This window comes from Enterococcus raffinosus (assembly GCF_001886185.1).
In the GTDB taxonomy this organism is placed as follows: domain Bacteria; phylum Bacillota; class Bacilli; order Lactobacillales; family Enterococcaceae; genus Enterococcus_A; species Enterococcus_A raffinosus.
Map to the genome: position 1 here is coordinate 90,789 of NZ_JXLA01000008.1, position 19,952 is coordinate 110,740.

General features: G+C 40.5%; 18 protein-coding genes. 12 read left to right on the forward strand and 6 right to left on the reverse strand.

Translation table 11 applies throughout. From position 1 onward, the window contains the following. The first annotated feature begins 325 nt into the window (after positions 1 to 325). Together RV13_RS06040 and RV13_RS06045 are read left to right on the forward strand one after the other, a co-directional pair. A complete protein-coding gene (locus tag RV13_RS06040; RefSeq protein WP_010745562.1) occupies positions 326 to 1,504 on the forward strand; it encodes a double-cubane-cluster-containing anaerobic reductase in 1,179 nt (392 codons plus the stop codon). After that, on the forward strand, positions 1,492 to 2,256 hold the full coding sequence (locus RV13_RS06045) for an acyl-CoA dehydratase activase (RefSeq protein ID WP_010745563.1): 765 nt from the start codon (positions 1,492 to 1,494) through the stop codon (positions 2,254 to 2,256). Before RV13_RS06040 ends, RV13_RS06045 begins: the two co-directional genes overlap by 13 nt. 31 nt (positions 2,257 to 2,287) lie before the next feature. On the opposite strand, the gene RV13_RS06050 is transcribed toward RV13_RS06045, so the two are convergent. Continuing rightward, a complete protein-coding gene (locus tag RV13_RS06050) occupies positions 2,288 to 2,929 on the reverse strand; it encodes a DUF998 domain-containing protein (protein WP_010745564.1) in 642 nt (213 codons plus the stop codon). A 205-nt stretch (positions 2,930 to 3,134) separates the two neighbouring features. Between RV13_RS06050 and RV13_RS06055 the strand changes: the two genes are divergently transcribed. Genes RV13_RS06055 through RV13_RS06065 form a run of 3 tightly spaced genes read left to right on the forward strand, consistent with a single transcriptional unit; the run spans position 3,135 to position 6,293 of the window. Continuing rightward, entirely contained in the window at positions 3,135 to 4,052 is a 918-nt protein-coding gene (locus RV13_RS06055; RefSeq protein WP_060789089.1) for an ABC transporter ATP-binding protein, read from the forward strand. Next, positions 4,042 to 5,652 (forward strand): ABC transporter permease, encoded by a 1,611-nt coding sequence (locus RV13_RS06060; protein ID WP_010745566.1) that lies wholly within the window; start codon positions 4,042 to 4,044, stop codon positions 5,650 to 5,652. Before RV13_RS06055 ends, RV13_RS06060 begins: the two co-directional genes overlap by 11 nt. Positions 5,653 to 5,657: 5 nt before the next feature. Further along, positions 5,658 to 6,293, forward strand: coding sequence for a TetR/AcrR family transcriptional regulator (locus RV13_RS06065; protein WP_028020524.1), 636 nt, complete (start codon positions 5,658 to 5,660; stop codon positions 6,291 to 6,293). 32 nt (positions 6,294 to 6,325) lie between these two features. Here the strand turns inward: RV13_RS06065 and RV13_RS06070 are convergent, their stop codons facing one another. Then, the gene (locus RV13_RS06070; RefSeq protein ID WP_010745568.1) at positions 6,326 to 6,547 is read right to left on the reverse strand and encodes a hypothetical protein; all 222 of its coding nucleotides are present in this window, start codon (positions 6,545 to 6,547) and stop codon (positions 6,326 to 6,328) included. A 228-nt stretch (positions 6,548 to 6,775) separates the two neighbouring features. Here RV13_RS06070 and RV13_RS06075 point away from each other — a divergent pair, with 228 nt between their 5' ends. From RV13_RS06075 to RV13_RS06105, 7 genes are all read left to right on the forward strand, one after another. Next, complete coding sequence (locus tag RV13_RS06075) at positions 6,776 to 7,423, forward strand: hypothetical protein (protein ID WP_010745569.1); 648 nt, start codon at positions 6,776 to 6,778, stop codon at positions 7,421 to 7,423. A 178-nt stretch (positions 7,424 to 7,601) separates the two neighbouring features. Continuing rightward, on the forward strand, positions 7,602 to 8,657 hold the full coding sequence (locus RV13_RS06080; protein WP_010745570.1) for a hypothetical protein: 1,056 nt from the start codon (positions 7,602 to 7,604) through the stop codon (positions 8,655 to 8,657). 114 nt (positions 8,658 to 8,771) lie between these two features. After that, positions 8,772 to 9,572: a 4-hydroxy-tetrahydrodipicolinate reductase gene (gene dapB / locus RV13_RS06085; protein WP_174520501.1), complete on the forward strand. Its 801-nt coding sequence runs from the start codon at positions 8,772 to 8,774 to the stop codon at positions 9,570 to 9,572. A 442-nt stretch (positions 9,573 to 10,014) separates the two neighbouring features. Then, positions 10,015 to 11,175, forward strand: coding sequence for a cystathionine gamma-synthase (locus tag RV13_RS06090; RefSeq protein WP_010745572.1), 1,161 nt, complete (start codon positions 10,015 to 10,017; stop codon positions 11,173 to 11,175). 21 nt (positions 11,176 to 11,196) lie between these two features. Then, the gene (locus RV13_RS06095; RefSeq protein WP_010745573.1) at positions 11,197 to 11,970 is read left to right on the forward strand and encodes an amino acid ABC transporter substrate-binding protein; all 774 of its coding nucleotides are present in this window, start codon (positions 11,197 to 11,199) and stop codon (positions 11,968 to 11,970) included. A gap of 18 nt (positions 11,971 to 11,988) precedes the next feature. Next, positions 11,989 to 12,642 (forward strand): amino acid ABC transporter permease, encoded by a 654-nt coding sequence (locus RV13_RS06100; RefSeq protein ID WP_010745574.1) that lies wholly within the window; start codon positions 11,989 to 11,991, stop codon positions 12,640 to 12,642. Positions 12,643 to 12,653: 11 nt separating this feature from the next. Then, positions 12,654 to 13,385 (forward strand): amino acid ABC transporter ATP-binding protein, encoded by a 732-nt coding sequence (locus RV13_RS06105; RefSeq protein ID WP_060789088.1) that lies wholly within the window; start codon positions 12,654 to 12,656, stop codon positions 13,383 to 13,385. 47 nt (positions 13,386 to 13,432) lie between these two features. Here the strand turns inward: RV13_RS06105 and RV13_RS06110 are convergent, their stop codons facing one another. From RV13_RS06110 to RV13_RS06125, 4 genes are all read right to left on the reverse strand, one after another. Continuing rightward, positions 13,433 to 16,102: a cation-translocating P-type ATPase gene (locus RV13_RS06110; protein WP_010745576.1), complete on the reverse strand. Its 2,670-nt coding sequence runs from the start codon at positions 16,100 to 16,102 to the stop codon at positions 13,433 to 13,435. A gap of 365 nt (positions 16,103 to 16,467) precedes the next feature. Further along, complete coding sequence (gene pepA, locus RV13_RS06115; RefSeq protein WP_010745577.1) at positions 16,468 to 17,541, reverse strand: glutamyl aminopeptidase; 1,074 nt, start codon at positions 17,539 to 17,541, stop codon at positions 16,468 to 16,470. A gap of 19 nt (positions 17,542 to 17,560) precedes the next feature. Next, positions 17,561 to 18,301 (reverse strand): methyltransferase domain-containing protein, encoded by a 741-nt coding sequence (locus RV13_RS06120; protein WP_010745578.1) that lies wholly within the window; start codon positions 18,299 to 18,301, stop codon positions 17,561 to 17,563. Positions 18,302 to 18,440: 139 nt separating this feature from the next. Then, entirely contained in the window at positions 18,441 to 19,883 is a 1,443-nt protein-coding gene (locus tag RV13_RS06125) for an amino acid permease (RefSeq protein ID WP_010745579.1), read from the reverse strand. Positions 19,884 to 19,952 lie beyond the last annotated feature (69 nt).

Genomic DNA, 19,952 nt, shown 5'->3' on the forward strand with positions numbered 1-19,952 from the left:
CTTCGTTATACTTAGGGAGTGATTGTAAGTGTTTACACAAACTTTGTGGATGCGTTAGATGAGCATCTATCGAAAATTTGAAGCAATACATCTGGAGGTGGAAGAAATGTTTAAGCGATGACTTTGAGTACCGCAAAACTTAGAGGTTCTAAGCGCGTCAATTAAATATTTTTCCTCCTCGGATCGATTAAGCTAAAAAATTATCCAGGAGCAGCCTTCTTTGGTGTGCTCTTTTTCTGTTGGAGGAAAAACTGAATTGCGGAGTATCAGGTGATTTAGAAGAAATCTAAAGAGAAAATCCTCAAAATGGGAAGGAATGGATAACATGGAATTAAGAACGAGCTTACCAGAGATTTTTGATGAATTTGGAGAAGCAAGAAGACAGGGATTTTTAACAGTTAAAGAAATTAAAGAGCAGGGCAAGCCGGTTGTGGGGGTCTATTGTACTTTCATGCCGGAGGAATTGGTGCTTGCAGGCGGAGCGATCCAGATTAGTCTGTGTTCGACTTCAGATGAGACAATTCCCGATGCGGAAGAAGATTTGCCACGGAATTTGTGTCCTTTGATCAAATCGAGTTACGGGTTCGGTAAAACCGACAAGTGCCCGTATTTCTATTTTTCTGATTTAGTTGTTGGTGAGACGACCTGCGATGGTAAGAAAAAAATGTATGAGTATATGGAGGAGTTCAAGGATACTTATTTGATGCAATTGCCTCATATGCGTGATACCGAAGAGAGTAAAAAATTATGGTACAGCGAGTTGGTTCGCTTTAAAGAAAAGCTGGAGGATTTCTTAGATGTTGAAATCACGGATGAGAAGATTAGTGAAGCAATCGTCTTGAAAAACCGTGAGCGTCAGGCGAAGCAAGATTTCTATCGTTTAGGGCAATTGAATCCGCCAGCAATCACTGGACAAGAAATTTTCCAAGTGATGTATGGATCACAATACAAGTTTGATAAAGAAGAAGTAATTCAAATGTTGGAAGAGACGACCGCTAAAGTAAAAGAAAAGTATGAGGCCGGCGAACGTTTGGATGCCAAACCGCGCATTTTAATAACCGGTTCACCAATGGGGGGCGTTACGGAAAAAGTCATTCGGGCGATTGAAGAAAATGGCGGGTTAGTAGTGGCGTACGAGAATTGTACGGTAGCGAAGGCTGTTGAACGCTTAGTTGATGAGACAGAAGAGGATGTTTACCAAGCATTGACAGATAAATATATCAATATCGGCTGTGCCTGTATGTCGAATAATCAGCCGCGAAAAGAGCTGCTGAGTCAAATGATCGATGATTATCAGGTTGATGGGGTAATCGATATGGTCTTGCAAAACTGTATTCCATTTTCTGTGGAATCCTTGAAAATCAAACGTTTCTTGAATGAGGAGAAACAAATCCCTTACATGTATTTAGAGACAGATTATTCAACTTCAGATATCGAACAAATCAACACACGCGTGACCGCATTTATCGAAATGTTAGAGGAAGAGACTGTATGTACACAATAGGATTAGATTCTGGTTCTACGACAACAAAAGGCGTACTTTTTTCCGGTGAGGAATTGATCGATAAATATTTAATCCCTACTGCTGGAAATCCCAAAAAAGCGATGTCGGAGGTTGTTGATTATTTTAAACGAAACGATGAACTGAGTGATGTGAAGCTTGTGACAACGGGGTACGGCAGAAAACTTCTGCCAGCGGATCTAGTCGTTACGGAGATTACCTGTCATGGTAAAGGTGCCGAATTTTTACGTCCTGGAGTGAGACAGGTCATTGATATAGGCGGACAAGATTGCAAGACGATTCAGCTAAATGGGAAAGGAAACGTGACGGAATTCAGTATGAATGATCGTTGTGCGGCTGGTACTGGACGTTTCGTAGAGGTTATGATGCGGACACTAGGTGAAGATATTTGCGACTTGGATCAATTTGTTCAAGAGGCGCAGCCAGTCACCATCAACAGTATGTGCACAGTCTTCGCTGAATCAGAAGTCATTAGTTTGATCTCAAAAGGAGAGAATCGGGAGGATATCGCACTAGGTGTTCTTCATTCTATTGCTCAGCGGATCAGCAGTCAGTATTCTAAACTAAGACCCGCGCGCGGGGAAGAGGTCCTTTTCACTGGCGGTCTGTCAAAAAGTGCGGCCTTTGCAAAAGTGTTGGAGCGTTATGTGGCAGGACCAGTAAAATGTGATGAGCTGTCGCAATATGCCGGCGCCATCGGAGCAGCTCAAATTGGGATAAAAAAATTAAAATAAGTAAAAAGATGATGCGGCAATTAAGTCCGCATCATCTTTTTTTGTGAGCGAGTTGTCTAAAGGCAATACTGAGTGCAGGGAGATATAGGAAAAAGAGTGATAGACGCTGCCAAAAACCGCGTGTAGACGACAAGAGACTGCCAATGATCGGTAAGTAGTATGCCGCAAATAGGAACAATGCTAAGAGTGAACCAAGTAAACAAACAGCATAAAAAAGTGAAACGACTTTCTGACGCTTCAGACTAGCTTGATAAGCCAATAGTAGCGGAACGAACATCATCGCTACCATGGCTATTCCAGAGAAGGCTGCATGTAGAAAGTAAGCAGGATTAAAGAAACTAGCGGTATCACTGATTTTTATTAAACCTGTCAAGAGACAGTCGCCAAAACCATAGAGTGCGATCGCACCCGCTACAATTTGTGCTAAACCCTTTGATTCAGATTGAAAAAAGTCATAGACCCCTATACTTGATAAGATGAACAAGCTGCCTGTGATGATCGAACCATTGTTGAAATATGTTTGGACAGGACTAGTGGATTCACCCAACTGGCTAATAATCATTGTCATTTGGTCAAAACCAGGATAGGACCGACCTAGATAATAAGGCAATGAAAAATCCCCAATGACCGCAAGAATCAAAAATAACGGGGAGAATTTCTTAAGAATACGCATTTGGCACTCCTTACAAAAAGTTTTCTCCATGATACTTTATTTCTTCTTAAAATACGAGAAATAAGGGAATAAAGCTATTTTTCTCACTTTTTTTCTAAAGATGAAAAAAAGTGAGATTGAATTGACTGGCTAGTCAAGGAAGTATATGCTCTATTTATAGTATTGAATGTTGAATAGGGGAACGTTTGGAAGAGGAGGGAGAACGATGGATAATCAAATCGTATCATTGAGTAAAGTAGAGAAAAAATTTGGGAAATTCCAAGCCTTGAAGGATGTCACCTTTGATGTAAAAAAAGGTGAGGTATTAGGATTTATTGGACCAAATGGTTCGGGAAAATCAACGACCATTCGAATTCTATTGGGAATGTTGAAGAAGTCTGGTGGTGAAGCAACGATTTTTGGAAAGGGTGTCTGGAAGGAGGATACGGAGATTCACAAGGGGATTGCCTATGTACCTGGCGATGTTTACCTATGGCCGAATCTAACTGGTGGTGAAATCATTGACCTGCTTCTACGGTTAAACGGACAGAAACGTACGCAGAAAACAGAAGAGCTGATTGAGAAGTTCCAGTTGGACCCGAAGAAAAAAGCGCGAACCTACTCAAAAGGAAATCGTCAGAAAATAGCATTGATAGCCGCACTTTCACAGGAAGCGGAATTGTATATCTTTGATGAACCAACTTCTGGCTTAGATCCTCTGAATGAGAAATCCTTTCAGGAGGAGGTGTTGAAGCTGAAAGAAGCAGGAAAAAGCATCTTGCTTTCCAGTCATATTTTATCGGAAGTAGAAAAGATGTGTGATCGAATCGCCATCATTCGCGAAGGTGAGATTATTGAGACCGGTGATTTAGCTTCGATGCGGCATCTAACCAGAATAGAAATCACCGTTGAAACCAAATCTACTTTAGATGGGATTGACCAGTTAACAGGGGTCCATAAAGTTGTTTTTTCTGAAGAAAACCATCACCAAGCGGTGTTGTCTGTGGATCGTGAACAAATGACGCAAATCATGATTTTTTTGGCAGATAAGCAAATTGTTAACTTAACGTCTACGCCTCCAACATTAGAAGACTTATTTATGCGCTATTACGAAAAACAAGGAGTTGATTCGTATGGGGCATAGCGGAACTAAGACCAGCTATTTATTAAAGGCCAATTTGAAGCAAAATCGCATCAAGCATGTTATCTGGCTCGTGCTCTTAGTGGGATTATTTGCAGCGGCAGCGATGGAGTTCCACGTGCTGTTTGGGACCCAAGAAGATATCAATGCGATTGTTGAAACCTTGAAAACACCTGCAATGGTTTCACTTTTTGGTGAATTTTCAGCAGAGAAGTCATATACGACCGCAACTGTTTTCGCTCATGAAATGTTGGTATTCCTAGCGATGTTCATGGTTTTTATGAATATTTCCTTAGCCATCTCAAACACGCGAACAGAGGAAGATTCTGGCTTATTAGAAATGGTTCGATCACGAACAGTTGGACGCTTGGCGCCTATTTATGCAACGATCCTTGAAATACTTTTGATCAATGGATCGATGGGCTCTTTATATGTTATCAGCTTGTTTGTTGCTGATTTAAATGGCGCGACGATACAAGGAAATTTCTTAATGGGTATCGGCCTTGCTAGTTGTGGAATGATGTTTGGTTTTATCAGCTTATTAATGGCACAACTGGCAAATAATTCTCGCAGTGCGAGCTTTATGAGTTATGGATTGTATGGCTTCTTCTATATTATCCGGATGATTACGGATGTGACAGATCCTAGATGGACGTGGCTATCACCTGTTGGCTGGATTCAAAAGACAGCAATTTATACTCATGATCATTGGCTGCCAATCGCTTTGATGATAGGCTTAGGTCTTATTTGTTTATTGATTGCTGTCAAGATTGTAGAAAGGCGAGACATAGGTAGTGGTATTTTAGCGGCTCGAAATGGAAAGCCTAAAGCAGGGAAACTGTTGTCTTCTCCATTAGGCCTGGTTCTTACGATAGAACGCAATAGTATTATCGGTTGGGTATTTGGCGGGGTTATATTAGGTGCGGCCTATGGTTCGGTTTTTAGTACGATCGGAGATATCATAGGGAGTAATCCGACCTATCGGAAAATACTTGGTGTGACTCAAATCAATGCAGCCAATCGAGAGTTGATCTTAAACTATTTAAATATGTTGGCACTGTTTTTTGTAGCGATCGCTGCTATCAGCGGGATATTGATTATTTTCCGTTTGAAATCAGACGATAAAAAAGGCTATTTAGAAATTTTGCACTCAAAAAGTATTTCTAAGACTCGTCTGGCACTGAGCTATTTCGGCGTGGGAACCTTTGTGAGTATTCTCGTTTTTACAGGGACTTTAGCCGGAGCGTTCTTTATTGGAAATGGGATGATGGATGATCCCCTCGCGATTAAATACTTTTGGCAAGTGCTGTTAGGTTTTTTACCTGCGACATTATTCTTTGTGGGAATCGCTATATTCTTCACAGGAGCTTTTCCGAAATTAACCAATATTCTCTGGCTTTACTTGGCTGCTAGTGTTTTGGTCAAAATGTTAGGTCCGTTATTAAATCTTTCTGATGATGTAGCGAATATCTCACCTTTTGGCTGGGTGGGAAAAGTTCCGACAGAAAACGCTGATAATACAGTAGTGATTTTTTTAACCGCTGCTTTTCTAGTTTTAACGGTTCTGGGCATCTTGGGCTATAATAAGCGAGATTTGGGGTGATTCGGATGAAGAAAATAGCAAAAGATCCGCAGAAGGAAAAAAGCATTCTAGCTTCCAGTGCCAAACTATTCGGGCAGTATGGCTACCGTGAAACCAAGACTGATGAAATCGCTGAAGAAGCGGGTGTATCAAAAGGATTATTGTTTCATTATTATGGAAATAAAGGCGGTTTATATCAAGAAACGTATCGTTATGCTTCCGAATTTTTATATCAACAAATCGATTATTCGGACTGGACGAAGGCTTCGGATTTACTAGAGATGGTAGTGGACGCTACCAAATATAAGATTGAATTGCAGCTAAAATATCCAATGGAGTTCGATTTTATAATGAAGGCTTATGCGGAAATGCCCTTGTTGCCTGAACCATTACGAAAAGCTATGACTGAACGATTTAATACGGATATTAATCGAAGTTTGACGCTGACCGATGAGGTAATCAGCAAGCTTCCCTTGCGAGAAGAGGTTCAGGAACAAGATGTCTTGGAGATTATCTATGCAGTATTGACGAATGAGACGACAAAGATCCAACAGGAGCTAGTGCAACATCCTGAGTGGAAAACGATTGAAGATTTTCTGCCGTTAATTGATCGTTTAAAGCGCAAGCTAGAGATTCTTGAGTATGGCTTTGTAAAACAATAAAAATCTGCGTCCTAATATGGGACGCAGATTTTTTAGAAATCACTTAAGATTGTCATTAAGAATAGACCTTCTTCTGCTAAAGCACCAAAGAAAAGAATCAAGCTATCGACAAATAATACACTCATATTGGTACCGAACATCACAGCTAGACGTTCCAATTTATCATCAATCTTCTTCTCTTTGAAATAAACGAGAAAAAGATAAAAATTTGCTAGAACAAGTATTATGGTTGAGAAAATGATGGCGATCTTCATAAGTGTACCCCTTCACTTGATTAAACGTAATCGTTTTTACACTATTCATTATACTCCCACAAAATGATTATGACAGGGGGGAGCGAAAAAAAGTAATGGTTTTCACAAAAACTTTTTAAATTAGTCTAAAGGTATGATGTGATTTCTTTTTTATGATAAAAAGGAACTGACAGCCTATCTTTGCTCCGCTATACTAAATTTAAGAGTTTTAGGAAGGGAGCTAAATCAATGGATTTTGCTGGATCCGATTTTGAGTATTATGAACGTACGATTAAAATAATGTATCAAAACTATTATTGGAAGCGTCTGGTTATTTGCGGAGTCGCTCTTATCATTCTTTTAGCATACAGTGGAATTTTTCAGGATAATTTATTTCTAAATGTTGTGTTGATGCTACTTATTGCTGGATTAGGCGTATATCTTTTTTTGGAAAAGCAGAAATTTCCAGAAATTTATCAGGCTTTTCTTGCAGAAAATCAGCCGGAAGTGCAGATTCATAAGATTCAAGAGGAAGAGTACAGCTACAATGTAATAGATGACGATGAAAAGGTTCGGATCAACAAAAAGGGAGTACGCAATTTGCCCTCTAATAATAAGCAATACACAATGATGGTCGGCTTTTCAAAAGCTTTCTTCTCACGAGAACCGTTGCAAATCGTCTATTATGACATGTTGGATCTCACCTATGAAGAGAGTTTCCGCTTGAAGCGCAATGGTTATAACTCGATGCCGCGATTTTTGAGACGCTTTACTTTAAGCAATTTAAAAGCCAGTGCTGGCAATGCTGTCAGCTTTATCCTAGGAAATATTTTCCTTTTATTCATTCTATTTCGATTACTACGTTACTTGTGGACCTTCTTAAGAATGTTCTTCTAAAATCACTTGAGAGAAATTTCTCAAGTGATTTTTTTCTTCTCTAGTTCATTTTAGAAAACTCATTTTTTTTTAAATGAGCTTTATTTAGAGTATTTTTTCTTCGAATCCACGTACTTTTTCAATGTCTTGACGTATCTTATTTTGAAAACTTATTTTAGGATAGGAAGGATGCGGAATTATGTTAGTACAACCATTAAATCAAAGACAAATTTTTGGAATGAAGAGAGAGTCCTTACAAAAGAAAGTAGAACTTTTCTATCAAGAAACGCAGGATGCCGCTGCGATAATAGAGTATGCTATTGCGGTAATGATAAGAAATTCGTTAGTGGTCGGAGATTTTTCTCTCCTTTTTACTGAGTTGATTCGTGAAATCTATCTTCATACGGAGCCAACAGATATGTTGAGACGTTTTTGTCCTCTTTTTGAACATTACTTTGATCAAAGTGAATGGAAACAGGTTAAGCATCGATTATTTGGAAATTCTAAGATGTATCACAAGTTAAATGAAATCTTAGGTTTTTATAAAAATTACCTGCAAGAAAAGACTACACCTCTTGAGTCGCTAGACGGGCAGCAATATAAAATCATTTCAGTTTTTGAGGATGCCAATAGTAAATTACACACTTGGAATTTAGGGGATGCCGATCCAAAGATAGCAACAGAAAAAGCAGATGCTTTATTAAATTTGCTGACGATGTTGACGATTTTTCGAAAAGCTGGAGTGAGAAGATTTGTGAAAGTTGAAAAATCTGATATTGTGAATTGCACACGCAGAGCTCTTATTGCGAAGAATAATGAGCAGGAGGAGCTTGAATCCGTAGAACTGACGAATCAGGAAATCATCGATAAACTGGAGGCATTTTTCCCTGAAAATAGGGAAGCACTAGGAAAAAATGATCCCACGTTGGGAGCTGTCAATGAGGAAAAAGAAGGAAATATTCAAGAAATCTCTGAAGCAGACCATAAGACAGAGTTAAGACAGTTTCAAGAGGGCGAAGGACCATCTGAAGGAAGGAGTGATCACAGGACAATTGCCGTCATTGATGAACCTAAATCAAGCACTGCGAAAAAGACATCATTAGCACTTACGGCCCATGAGCGAGATAAAACAGTTTATACAAAACCAAAAAGTAAAAAGCAAAAGGACCTAGAACGTAAAGAAAAGATGCTGAAAGATACACCGTATGGACGAAAAAAGAAACCAAATTCACGAAAGAAAAGGAATCGTAAATAATTCTTATCGCCTTGAAAAAGAAGGTTTCTTTCAAATGTCTATTTTTAAGATTTTTCTTTCTCCGTACATGGTAAACTGTTTTTGAAACCGTTTTATCAATAAGGAGGAGAAGCATTGATTAAAATAATAATTGTTGGACCAAAAGGGAAGATGGGGCGATTGATCACGCAAATAGCCGCAGAAGATGAAAGATTTACACTGGTTGCTGGAGTTGGTCCTAAAGGGCGCGATTATATTGGACAAGATTTAGGTCAAGTGGCGATGATCGGTAATGAGCTTGGTGTGGAAGTTGTGGACGACTTGGCCAGAGTGATTGAATCCTGTGAAGTCATCATTGATTTTTCTTCGAAGGAAATGAGATTAGAGACCTTGCGCTTAGCAAAAAAATATAAAAAAGCGTTGGTCTGTGGGACGACAGGCTTTAGTCCAAAGGAAAAGGAAGCATTCCATCAAGCGGGAGAAGTGATACCGATTCTTTATGCCGCAAATACGTCCAAACTGGTGAATGTCATGAATCGACTGCTGCAATTAACCGCCGCGGCAATCGGTGACGAAACAGATATTGAAATTGTAGAGATGCATGATCGCTGGAAAAAAGATGCCCCAAGCGGTACAGCAAAGGAAATGGGGGAGCTGATTGCTCATGAATTGGGGGAAGAGCTCTCTGAGTTAGCGATTTATGGTCGGGAAGGTGCCGGCGAACGAAAAAAAGGCTCGATTGGGTATCATTCTGTACGTATGGGAGATACACCGAGCAGTCATACGGTTTTCTTTGGCGGCTTCGGAGAGCGATTGGAAATCAGCCACCATTCCACTGATTGGCGTGGTTTTGCTAAAGGGGCATGTGACTGCGCCGTCTTTTTAGCGAATCAAAAAAAAGGGTATTATACTGTTGCAGATGTCTTGAAATTATAGAAAAATATTTTAGTTATTTTTGAAGAATTATAAAAGCTGATTTAAAAGCAGCTTTCTTTGAGATGCCCAAGAGAAAAAGTTATTTTAAAATTATCTGAGATTTAATTGATTGACTTCTCATTTTGTAAATGCTAAATTGAGTGCAATCATTTAAGGAGGTCAGGACATATGGCAAACAACATTTCGAAACGTAATCTTCAAGCAGTTGAATCAGCATGTTGTTGTATGGTGCAAAAAAGCAGCATACGAATTTGTCATGTCTATTAACTGTTCTGAACTCGTTTGAAAATGAAGGAAACTTCTAAATTTTGACGAATCTAAGAGGTGCAGCTTTAATAGCTTGCACCTCTTTTTTTGTACGCAAAATTCGAGATAGGGGGAAGCAAAATGTGTTGTTGCTTGGCAGATGAACGCAGAAAACAAACTTACAGGAGGAATTAATATGCATTTATCAACCAAATTGATCCACGGAGGAATCAGCGAAGATCCATTGACAGGAGCGGTCAGTGTACCAATTTATCAGACCTCAACGTATCGACAAAAAAAATTAGGGCAACCGGGAGATTTTGAGTACTCCCGTTCAGGCAATCCTACTCGTTTCGCATTAGAAGAGTTAATTGCTGAATTAGAAGGTGGCGTAAAGGGCTTTGCTTTTGGGTCAGGTTTAGCTGCCATTCATGCGACATTGTCTATCTTTCAACCTGGAGATCACTTAATCCTAGGTGATGATGTTTACGGAGGAACTTTCCGCTTATTGGAGAAGGTCTTTAAGCCGTTAGGGCTGAGTTATACCATGGTGGATAGTCGTGAGCTTTCACATCTTGAAGCGGCATTTACCGAGAAAACGAAGGCTCTCTATTTGGAAACACCAAGCAATCCCTTATTGAAAATTGTTGATTTGAAGAAAAGTACCGATTGGGCAAAATCCCATAATTTACTAACAATCGTGGATAATACTTTCGCGACCCCTTATTTGCAACAACCATTAGCTTTAGGCGCAGACATTGTCTTGCATAGTGGGACTAAATACTTGGGCGGACATAGTGATCTGGTTGCCGGACTAGCAACCACAAACGATGAGATACTTGCTGAAAAAATTGGATTCTATCAAAACTCTATAGGTGGAGTATTAGGCCCGCAAGATAGCTGGTTACTGCAACGGGGAATCAAAACTCTTGGGGTAAGGATGGAAGCACATCAAAGAAATGCGGGAACCATCGCAGAATACTTAGCAAACCATCCGGATGTAGCGACTGTTTACTATCCTGGACTTGTTAGTCATGGTGGCCATAAAGTTGCTGCGAAGCAAATGCGAGGATTTGGTGGTATGGTGGCCTTCGAGCTAGTGGATGAAAGTAAATCAGCAGAATTTGTTGAGTCATTAAAAGTGATCACTCTAGCGGAAAGTTTAGGTGGTGTTGAAAGCCTAATTGAGGTTCCAGCTGTTATGACCCATGCATCGATTCCAAAGGAGAAACGGGAAGCAGCGGGAATCAAAGATGGATTGATCCGCTTCTCCGTCGGCATTGAAGATATCTCCGATTTACAAAATGATTTAGCACAGGCTTTTACTAATATAACCACAGAAAAGGCCAAAAAATAACTAGAAGGGAATTGAGAAAAAATGAAAAAATCAATTATAGCAGTTGCTAGTTTACTCGTCGTGGGGGTTCTATTTTTAGCTGGATGCCAGTCTAAGGATAGCGGCGAAGCAAGTTCAAAAAATGTCCTGAGAGTAGGGACGGAAGGAACCTATTCACCGTTCTCTTTTCGTGATGACAATGATAAGCTGACTGGTTATGATGTCGATGTCGCAAAGGCGGTTGCTAAAAAGATCGATTATAAAATCAAGTTTGTTGAAGCACCATGGGATTCCATGCTGGCAGCCTTTGATGCGAAAAAGACAGACGTGGTCTTTAATCAAGTAGCGATCACTCCTGAACGTAAGGAAAAATACTTGTTCAGTACGCCTTATTCTGTTTCTCATCCAGCGTTAATCGTCAATAAAGATAACAATGAGATTAAGGATTTTGCTGATTTGAAAGGAAAGACATCGGCTCAGTCATTAACTAGCAATTATGCGCAAATGGCGGAAGACCTTGGCGCAGAAATTTCAAGCGTCGATGGCTTCAGTAAAGCAGTTGAATTAGTAGTGGATAATCGAGCAGATGCGACGCTGAATGATGACGTGACCTATTATGATTATTTAAATCAAAAACCAGATGCGCCAATCAAGATCGTGAAAACTTCAGATGAAGCGACAGAAGTAGCTGCGATGTTCCATAAAGGCGATGAAGAGTTAGCGAAGAAAGTGGATAAAGCAATCAAAGAACTAGAAGCAGATGGGACATTGACTAAACTATCAGAAAAATATTTCAAGAAAGATATTTCTAAGTAATGGAAAGGACTAAGTAGAATGGAACGAACAATTGATATTATTCAAAGCTCTGCGTTGCCGCTATTTTGGGCATTGCTAAAGATGACGATTCCGTTAACGCTGATTTCATTTGCTTTTGGGATGGTCTTGGCACTGATTACAGCCTTAGCCCGGATTTCAAAAAATCGCTTCTTAAATGGCATTTTCTTTCTCTATGTTTGGATCTTCCGCGGAACTCCGCTGCTGGTCCAATTATTCATTGTCTTTTTTGGACTTCCTTCAGTAGGAGTCCAAATGGATGCATGGACAGCTGCGATTTTAACTTTTTCACTAAATACTGGCGCGTATGCTTCTGAAAACATTCGTTCCGCTTTACTGGCCATTCCTCAAGGGCAATACGAATCTGCAGCATCATTAGGGATGAGTCGTTGGCAAATTTTACATCGAATCATTGCTCCCCAGGCGTTTAAGATTGCATTGCCGCCGTTATCGAACAATTTTGTGAGTCTTGTTAAAGATACTTCTTTAGCGGCTAGTATCACTATTGTTGAAATCTTCATGACAGCACAGCGGATCGCTGCTCGGACTTATGAGCCTTTATTGCTTTACAGTATGGTGGCTTTGTATTATTTAATTTTTTGTACCTTCTTGAATTATTTACAATCTGTACTTGAAAAACGGATGGTCTATTAAGGAGGAAAAAGATGTTAACAATCGAAAAACTAAATAAAAGTTTTGATAACAATCAAGTCTTGAAAGACATTGATTTGTCCTTTCAGCCAGGGGAAACTACGGTTATCCTAGGTCCCTCAGGCTCAGGAAAAAGTACACTGCTGCGTTCAATTGATTTATTAGAGACGCCCGATAGCGGCAGCATAAAAATTGATCAGGATAATCTGACTTTCCCACAAAATCTGTCTTTTCGACAATTAAAAGAATACCGTGGACATTTTAGTATTGTTTTTCAGGCATACAATCTTTTTCCTCATTTGACGGTAATTCAAAACGTCATGGAGGGGCCTACTCAAGTAAAGAAGGTTTCGAAGGATCAAGCAAGAAAACAAGCAGAACAGCTGCTGACTAAAGTTGGTCTGCTGGATAAAGCGGCGGAACACCCAAAACAATTATCTGGTGGACAGCTGCAGCGGGTAGCGATTGCGCGAGCATTAGCGATGGAGCCAGAATTTATGCTTTACGATGAACCGACCAGTGCTTTAGATCCTGAGTTGGCACAAGAAGTTTTACAGGTTATTAAAGATTTAGCAGAATCAGGCAATGGACAAATTGTTGTGACGCATCATTTGGAATTCGCCCGCAAAGTGGCTGATCGGATTGTCTTTTTAGAAGAAGGAGCAGTTACTTTCGATGGCAGCAGTCAGGCATTCTTTGAAAGTGATCATCCACGAATTCAGCGTTATTTGCAACAGTTTTTATAATATGAAAGAGGCAGTGCCAACTTTGGGCACTGCCTTTTTATGTGAATTTAGCAATTGTTTAATTGTGTCTTTGTTTTAGGTTCTTGGACTTTAACTATAATCAACTTAGTAATCTCCATTAATAGAACTGCTGAAGTAGCTAAGGCGAGGGCTAAACCAATTTCCTTCAAAGCGAAGGCAGTTGGAATAGCGAAGACTTCACGCAAGCCCGGCAATAATGTCAGACTGAATAGTCCGGCACAGACAAGAATAGCAAGTAGAACCATTTTATTGGAGAACAAACCAACTTGTAAGGAAGTTTGTGTGTTTGAACGTGCCGCAAAGGTTTGCAGTGTCCGACTTAAGATCAGGGTAGAGAAGGCCATCGCGACACCCATTTCTGCAGACTGCTGATTTCCAATCCATTGGGCAGCAATGACAGCTAAAGCGATTAGGATTCCTCTGTAAGTGACTGAGACTAATGTTTTACCGGTAAAGATCCCACTGTTTGGATCACGAGGCTGTCGTTTCATTATCGTTGGTTCTGCTTTTTCCATACCTAAGGCGATTGCCGGCAGTGAGTCGTTGACTAGGTTAATAAAGAGCAGCTGTAAGGCTGTAAATGGATTTGCCCAACCGATCGCTAGTGCAAAGATGATGGCGATGATCGCACCTAAATTACCAGCAAATAGATAAGCGACAGCTTTCTTGATATTGTCAAAAACGTTTCGTCCAACTTCGACTGCCTTGATGATTGAGGCGAAGTTGTCGTCAGTTAGGACCATCGCTGAGGCATCTTTAGCTACATCGGTTCCCGTACCCATGGCAATACCAATATCTGCTTGCTTTAGAGCAGGGGCGTCATTGACACCGTCACCAGTCATAGCAGAAATTTTCCCTTTGTCCTGCCAAGCACGAACAATTCTGATTTTATTCTCTGGTGAAACACGCGCATAAACCGTTATTTGTTCCAATTGATCAGCTAGCTCTTGCTCACTTAACTGATCTAATTCAGCACCAGTCAGTGCAAGGTCTCCTGGTTGGAAGATTCCAATCTCTTTTGCGATTGCAACAGCGGTTGTTTTGTGATCGCCTGTAATCATCACGGTTTGAATTCCCGCAGAGTTCGCATCTGCCACCGCTTGGAAAACTTCTTCCCGTGGCGGGTCGATCATTGCTAGTAAACCGACTAAGACAAGATTTTCTTCGTCATTTAGCGTTAATGAATCAGATGCTACTTCTTTATAAGCAAAGGCTAAAACACGTAATGCACGTTCAGAAAAGGCTTCATTTTGCTTCTGGAAACGGCTTTTTAAGTCAGCTGTAAAATCGACGACTTGACCATCGAGTAAAACTTTCGAGCTGCGTTCAAAAACGATATCTGGTCCACCTTTAGTTACCATGATCTTTTGCTGATCGATCGTGTGGAGTGTGGACATTAATTTCCGATCAGAATCGAAGGGCAGCTCGGCTTCACGGGGATATTTTTTTCGTAATTCCCGATAGGATTGATTTTGCTGCTCACTGTAATCTATTAAAGCAATCTCTGTAGGATCGCCTAATTTGGTGCCATCTTCGCTAATCGTTGCATCATTGGCTAACACACTGATTTCAATCAAGCGTTGTTCGTCTGCTTCCCACTGCTTCGGATCTTTTGAAAATTCACCACTTTGTCCATCGGCTAAGAAATGGTCCACAACTGTCATTTTGTTTTGTGTAAGTGTTCCTGTTTTATCTGTACAAATAATACTGGTTGAGCCTAATGTTTCTACTGCTGGCAGCTTGCGGATAATCGCATGCTGTTTCGCCATTTTCTTCGTTCCTAAGGAAAGTACAATGGTAACAATCGATTGTAACGCTTCAGGAATGGCAGCTACAGCAACAGCTACAGCAAACATAAAGGCGTTGACGATATCTTGTGTCATATCGGTTGAACCATCTAAGAAAACTTGCAGGAGCTGAACCCCAAGGATTACTAACGATAGAACTAGAATAGCAATACTTAATTTCTTGCTGAAACGATCCAGTCCACGCTGAAGAGGGGTCTTTTGTTCTGTAGTCGATTCTAATAAACCAGCGACTTGACCGATCTCAGTTTCACTACCAGTCGAAGTTACTAAAAATTTTCCGCGTCCGTAGGTGACAATCGTTCCGCTAAAAACCATGTTGATTCGATCACCGATGGGGACTTGATTACTTAACGTAGTGATTTCTTTTTCCGCTGGTGTGGATTCCCCAGTCAGCATTCCTTCATCAACCTTTAGCGAACCCGCTTCAAGTAAACGACCGTCGGCTGGTACATAATCGCCTGCTTCTAAGATGACGATATCACCAGTCACGATTTCTTTAGCGGGAATACTTTGCTCTTGCCCCCCTCGGAGAACACTGGCATCTGGAGCAGAAAGTTTTTTTAAGGCGTCCAATGAACCTTCAGCCTTTTTCGTTTGAATGACGCTTACGATTGAGTTTAGCAGCAAGACCGCAAAGATGACAATTGACTCTACATGAGCGCCCATGATCATCTGTACCACAGCAACGATCAACAGAACGATTACCATTGCGTCTTTAAAGGTTTCTAAAAATAAAGTCAGCGAAGATTTTTTCTTTGCCTCTTTTAACTGATTCGGACCATTTTCTTGTAGCCGCTGTTGGGCTTCTGCTTGACTTAAACCTTCTGGTGCAGTCTTCAAGTCCGTCATTAATTTGTCTGTTTCTTGTTGATACGCGTGTTTTGTCAATTTATATCCTCCAATAATTTTTGTTTCACTTCACTCGGCACGCCATTGCTGTCATTTTCCTAACTACGCGAAAGCGTAAAGAAAAACTGACAAAAAAAGAGACCCAAGGCAAGTGTTTAAACTTGTCTTAGGTCTCACCATTTCATACGATACCAGAAAACCATTACTGGTTAACTTACTGTTGATATCACAACAACGACGTTGCCGGTTACTCCCCTAAGGAGTTATTAATATGTTTAAATCTTAACGGAAATAATTTTTGATTGCAAGAAAAATGCTGGTCCTAGTCAACTTAATCATCTATTAAGTCAGAAAACCCTTTATTAGTCTGGATTTAATAAAGTTATTTAATTTTTCTTAAGGGACTATTTTCCAGCAATAATGGTTTTGATTGTACTTTCGTCTAAGCCCTTTAATACTTGGATCAGCATTTCTCTAGCAGCATCAAAATCCGCTATGCTGAACATTGTTTGATGGGTATGGATATAGCGGCCGCAAACACCAATCACTGTACTTGGAATCCCTTCGTTTGCAGTATGAGCGGCTCCTGCGTCCGTTCCACCTTTAGAAACAAAGTATTGGTAGGGGATATTGTGTGTTTCGGCGGTGTCTAATAAATATTCCCGCAATCGAGGAAGTAAGATCATACCAGGATCTTGGATCCGCAAGAGGGTCCCTTCACCTAAATGACCAAACGTTCCGTTAGTGGTGACTAAATCGTCCGCAGCCGAACAATCTACCGCGAAGAATAAATCTGGCTGGAATTTAGTTACCGCTGGCTTTGCGCCACGTAAACCAACTTCTTCTTGAACATTTGCCCCAGCGATCAAGGTGTAATCCAATGATTCCTTTTGCAAGGCTTCCAACGCTTCTAATATGACTGTACAACCATAGCGGTTATCCCAAGCCTTGCTGATTATATTTTTGCCGTTTGCTGTTTTCACCGTTTCTGTTTGAGGAACGATGGTGTCTCCAGGTAAAACACCAAAAGCTAACGCTTCATCCTTTGATTCAAAGCCCGCATCGAAAAGGATATCTTCAACTTTAATTTGTCCTTGTCCGTTTGTTCCACGCAATAAATGTGGCGGCACAGAAGAGGAGATGCATGGATAATTGCCTTTACTGGTTTTTAAGGTAAAACGCTGGGCCGAAACGACGTAGGGATTCCAACCACCTAAAGGGACTACCTTGAATAGTCCGCGGGGTGTAATCTCTGTGAGCATAAAGCCGACTTCATCCATATGGGCCGCCACCATGACACGTGGTTTACTGTCGTCGGACTGACGCAAGCCGAAAATTCCGCCTAAGCCATCTTGCTGTACTTCATCGACTAGTGGCGTAATCGCATCACGCATGTAGCTGCGGATGTCTTCTTCAAAACCGCTAGTTCCTTGAAGCTCGGTTAATTCTTTAATTCGTTGAAATGTCTTGTCTTCCATTGGAGAGCCTCCTCAATTGTTAAAATCCGTTCTTATTATAAGTCTTTGGCACATGAAAATAAATTAATTCAAAATCAAGAAATTGTCGATTTGTTGCTTTTTCGTTGTTAGCAAAGTTTTTTTCGATAATTTTAGCTAACGCGACTTTCGAGAATTCCTCTTCAAAATACTCTTGAAAGAAATCCCGACTAATCTCTTCCTTCTTCGTATAGACAAAACGTTTTGTTTGATAAGGAATCTTCCATTCAGTCAGAAAAGTCTTATACCGTTCATTTAATAATAGTTCCTTCTGCTGCCCTTCATAAGGTGAGAAGAGGTGATCTTCGTCTTTTACTACACGCAAGATCAGACACCAATCCTTGCTGGCTTGGCAAACAGCCAATAAATCTTGTTTTGTTTCCAAAGCAGGGTTCATTGCTGAAAAGACCACATTATAGCGTTGCTTATGTTGAGATAAAAAGGTTTCTTGTGCTTGGTTGATCAGTTGGACATTGCCGTTAGCTTTTTTTGCTGCGATTGATAGCATTTTTTGAGAGATATCCAGTAAATGATACTCCTTTACCTCTCTTTGAATCGTCGCTAGATAGCGTCCTGTTCCACCAGCAAGATCTAAAAAGGTTTCGCAGGGAATGATTTTTTCTTCTAGTAAAAAGTCCCGTAAATCTTCAGCAATCGGGAACAGCGATTCTTGCTGAATAGCTTCATAATCTTCTGCGAAATTATCCCAAAATGCTGCCAATTCATCCAAATAATTCGACATAGCTCCCATCCTTCTTCATACATTTCCTAAGTATACACCTCTCAAATAGGAATTTAAAAGGCAGGAACCCTATTAAATAAAGTCAACAAACTGAAGCCCTAGATGAAAGCACAACTAAATTCATCCAGAGCTTCTTGATTTATTCATTGATCGATTGTTGTTCCCGTTTAGCAATCATTGGCAGGATCATTCCCAGTAAAATCAGGACAATCGGTGTGACAATGTTAGAGATTAACTGGAATATCCAAGATTGCGGATCTACTGCATAATCAACCTTCGGCAGCATGCCTAAGATGCAGGCGAGGATAGTAAAGGCAAAGCACCAGAAACCTACGATGAAACCAAGTTTTGGATTCTTAATAAATTTGTATTCTGAATGGAATTTTTTGTATTGAGCATTCAGCATCATGTAAGCGAAGAAGACCCAAATATAGCGCATCGGCATTACGATGGAATTCAGGTTCGTCAGCCATTGAACCAAGATGCTCATACTCTTGATCCCAAAAATCGGCAAAATGATAATGATACTCACAAGGATTCCAGTCAGTAAATAGCCATTCACTAGGGTGCCTTTTTGATTTTTCTTCCGCAGCCACTGAGGAACATACTCAGGATCTGCATCTGAAAGCAAAATTTTCAGCGGCGCATCAATTGAGAAGGCTAGAGCGGAGGATTGAACGGCTGTTTGCGCCAATCCATAGATGATCATTAAGAGATTGCCCACGCCTAAGTGGCGACCTAAGATTTGAAACGCGCTGTAGGCACCATTGGCCATCAGATCATCTGGAATATTGTTGCTGTCAAATAGCATCCCCATAGCGACTGAGCCGAGTACGGCGCTCAAGCCGATCATGGTTGCCATAAAGATCATGGCCTTCGGAAAGTTCTTGGTAGGTCGATCAATCGAATTTACGTAAGGAGAAATTTTTTCTGCGCCGCCTACTGCAAAGACCAGCATGGAGATCGTGGCGAAATAGTTTAGGTTGAAATCGGGAATATATGTTTTTACATCACCCATATCTGGTGTAGCCATCTTGAAGGAAGGATCTATCGTTGGGACAGCCACGGCTAAAATGATGAACAGAATCGACATAATCAGCATCCCTGAACCTGCAACGCTTCCGATAACTTTCAGCGTCGTCAGTCCTTTAGTAGAAAGAAATAAGAAAATCAAGAAAATAATAAATGAGATAATAGCAACCGTTTGGACACTCATATCCGTAGCGACGCGACCGTTTCCTTTAAAGACCCAACCAAGGGCAATTAAAACAGATTGTGGTTTTTGCGCTAAGTAGGTAATATGAACCACCCAATATGTCCATGCAGCGTAATAGGCAATTTTTCTTTTTCCAGTGGTTTCCTTGACCCAGGAACTAACCCCGCCAGAACTTGTTTTGAAGGTAGAGCCTAACTGTCCAACAATCAACGCGTAAGGAATAAAGTAGAGGAGCATGATCAGAATCCATGAAACGACTACGGAGATTCCCTGCTGCGCATAGTTGTTGACCACATTGCCAAATCCCCAAACCATACTAAAAGCAATCATTGAGACCGTGAACCAGCGAATCTTTTTATCAGACATTTGTTTTTCTTCCCTTCTTTTTTGGTGCGATTATTCACAAACACAAAAGATAACGCTTACATTCCTTCT

Coding starts and splice junctions, on each gene's coding strand:
- pepA (WP_010745577.1), bottom strand. CDS start 17,541: ATGGAAGACAAGACATTTCAACGAATTAAAGAATTAACCGAGCTTCAA.
- RV13_RS06095 (WP_010745573.1), top strand. CDS start 11,197: ATGAAAAAATCAATTATAGCAGTTGCTAGTTTACTCGTCGTGGGGGTT.
- RV13_RS06075 (WP_010745569.1), top strand. CDS start 6,776: ATGGATTTTGCTGGATCCGATTTTGAGTATTATGAACGTACGATTAAA.
- RV13_RS06055 (WP_060789089.1), top strand. CDS start 3,135: ATGGATAATCAAATCGTATCATTGAGTAAAGTAGAGAAAAAATTTGGG.
- RV13_RS06060 (WP_010745566.1), top strand. CDS start 4,042: ATGGGGCATAGCGGAACTAAGACCAGCTATTTATTAAAGGCCAATTTG.
- RV13_RS06045 (WP_010745563.1), top strand. CDS start 1,492: ATGTACACAATAGGATTAGATTCTGGTTCTACGACAACAAAAGGCGTA.
- RV13_RS06070 (WP_010745568.1), bottom strand. CDS start 6,547: ATGAAGATCGCCATCATTTTCTCAACCATAATACTTGTTCTAGCAAAT.
- RV13_RS06040 (WP_010745562.1), top strand. CDS start 326: ATGGAATTAAGAACGAGCTTACCAGAGATTTTTGATGAATTTGGAGAA.
- RV13_RS06050 (WP_010745564.1), bottom strand. CDS start 2,929: ATGCGTATTCTTAAGAAATTCTCCCCGTTATTTTTGATTCTTGCGGTC.
- RV13_RS06065 (WP_028020524.1), top strand. CDS start 5,658: ATGAAGAAAATAGCAAAAGATCCGCAGAAGGAAAAAAGCATTCTAGCT.
- RV13_RS06120 (WP_010745578.1), bottom strand. CDS start 18,301: ATGTCGAATTATTTGGATGAATTGGCAGCATTTTGGGATAATTTCGCA.
- RV13_RS06105 (WP_060789088.1), top strand. CDS start 12,654: ATGTTAACAATCGAAAAACTAAATAAAAGTTTTGATAACAATCAAGTC.
- RV13_RS06125 (WP_010745579.1), bottom strand. CDS start 19,883: ATGTCTGATAAAAAGATTCGCTGGTTCACGGTCTCAATGATTGCTTTT.
- RV13_RS06090 (WP_010745572.1), top strand. CDS start 10,015: ATGCATTTATCAACCAAATTGATCCACGGAGGAATCAGCGAAGATCCA.
- RV13_RS06080 (WP_010745570.1), top strand. CDS start 7,602: ATGTTAGTACAACCATTAAATCAAAGACAAATTTTTGGAATGAAGAGA.
- RV13_RS06100 (WP_010745574.1), top strand. CDS start 11,989: ATGGAACGAACAATTGATATTATTCAAAGCTCTGCGTTGCCGCTATTT.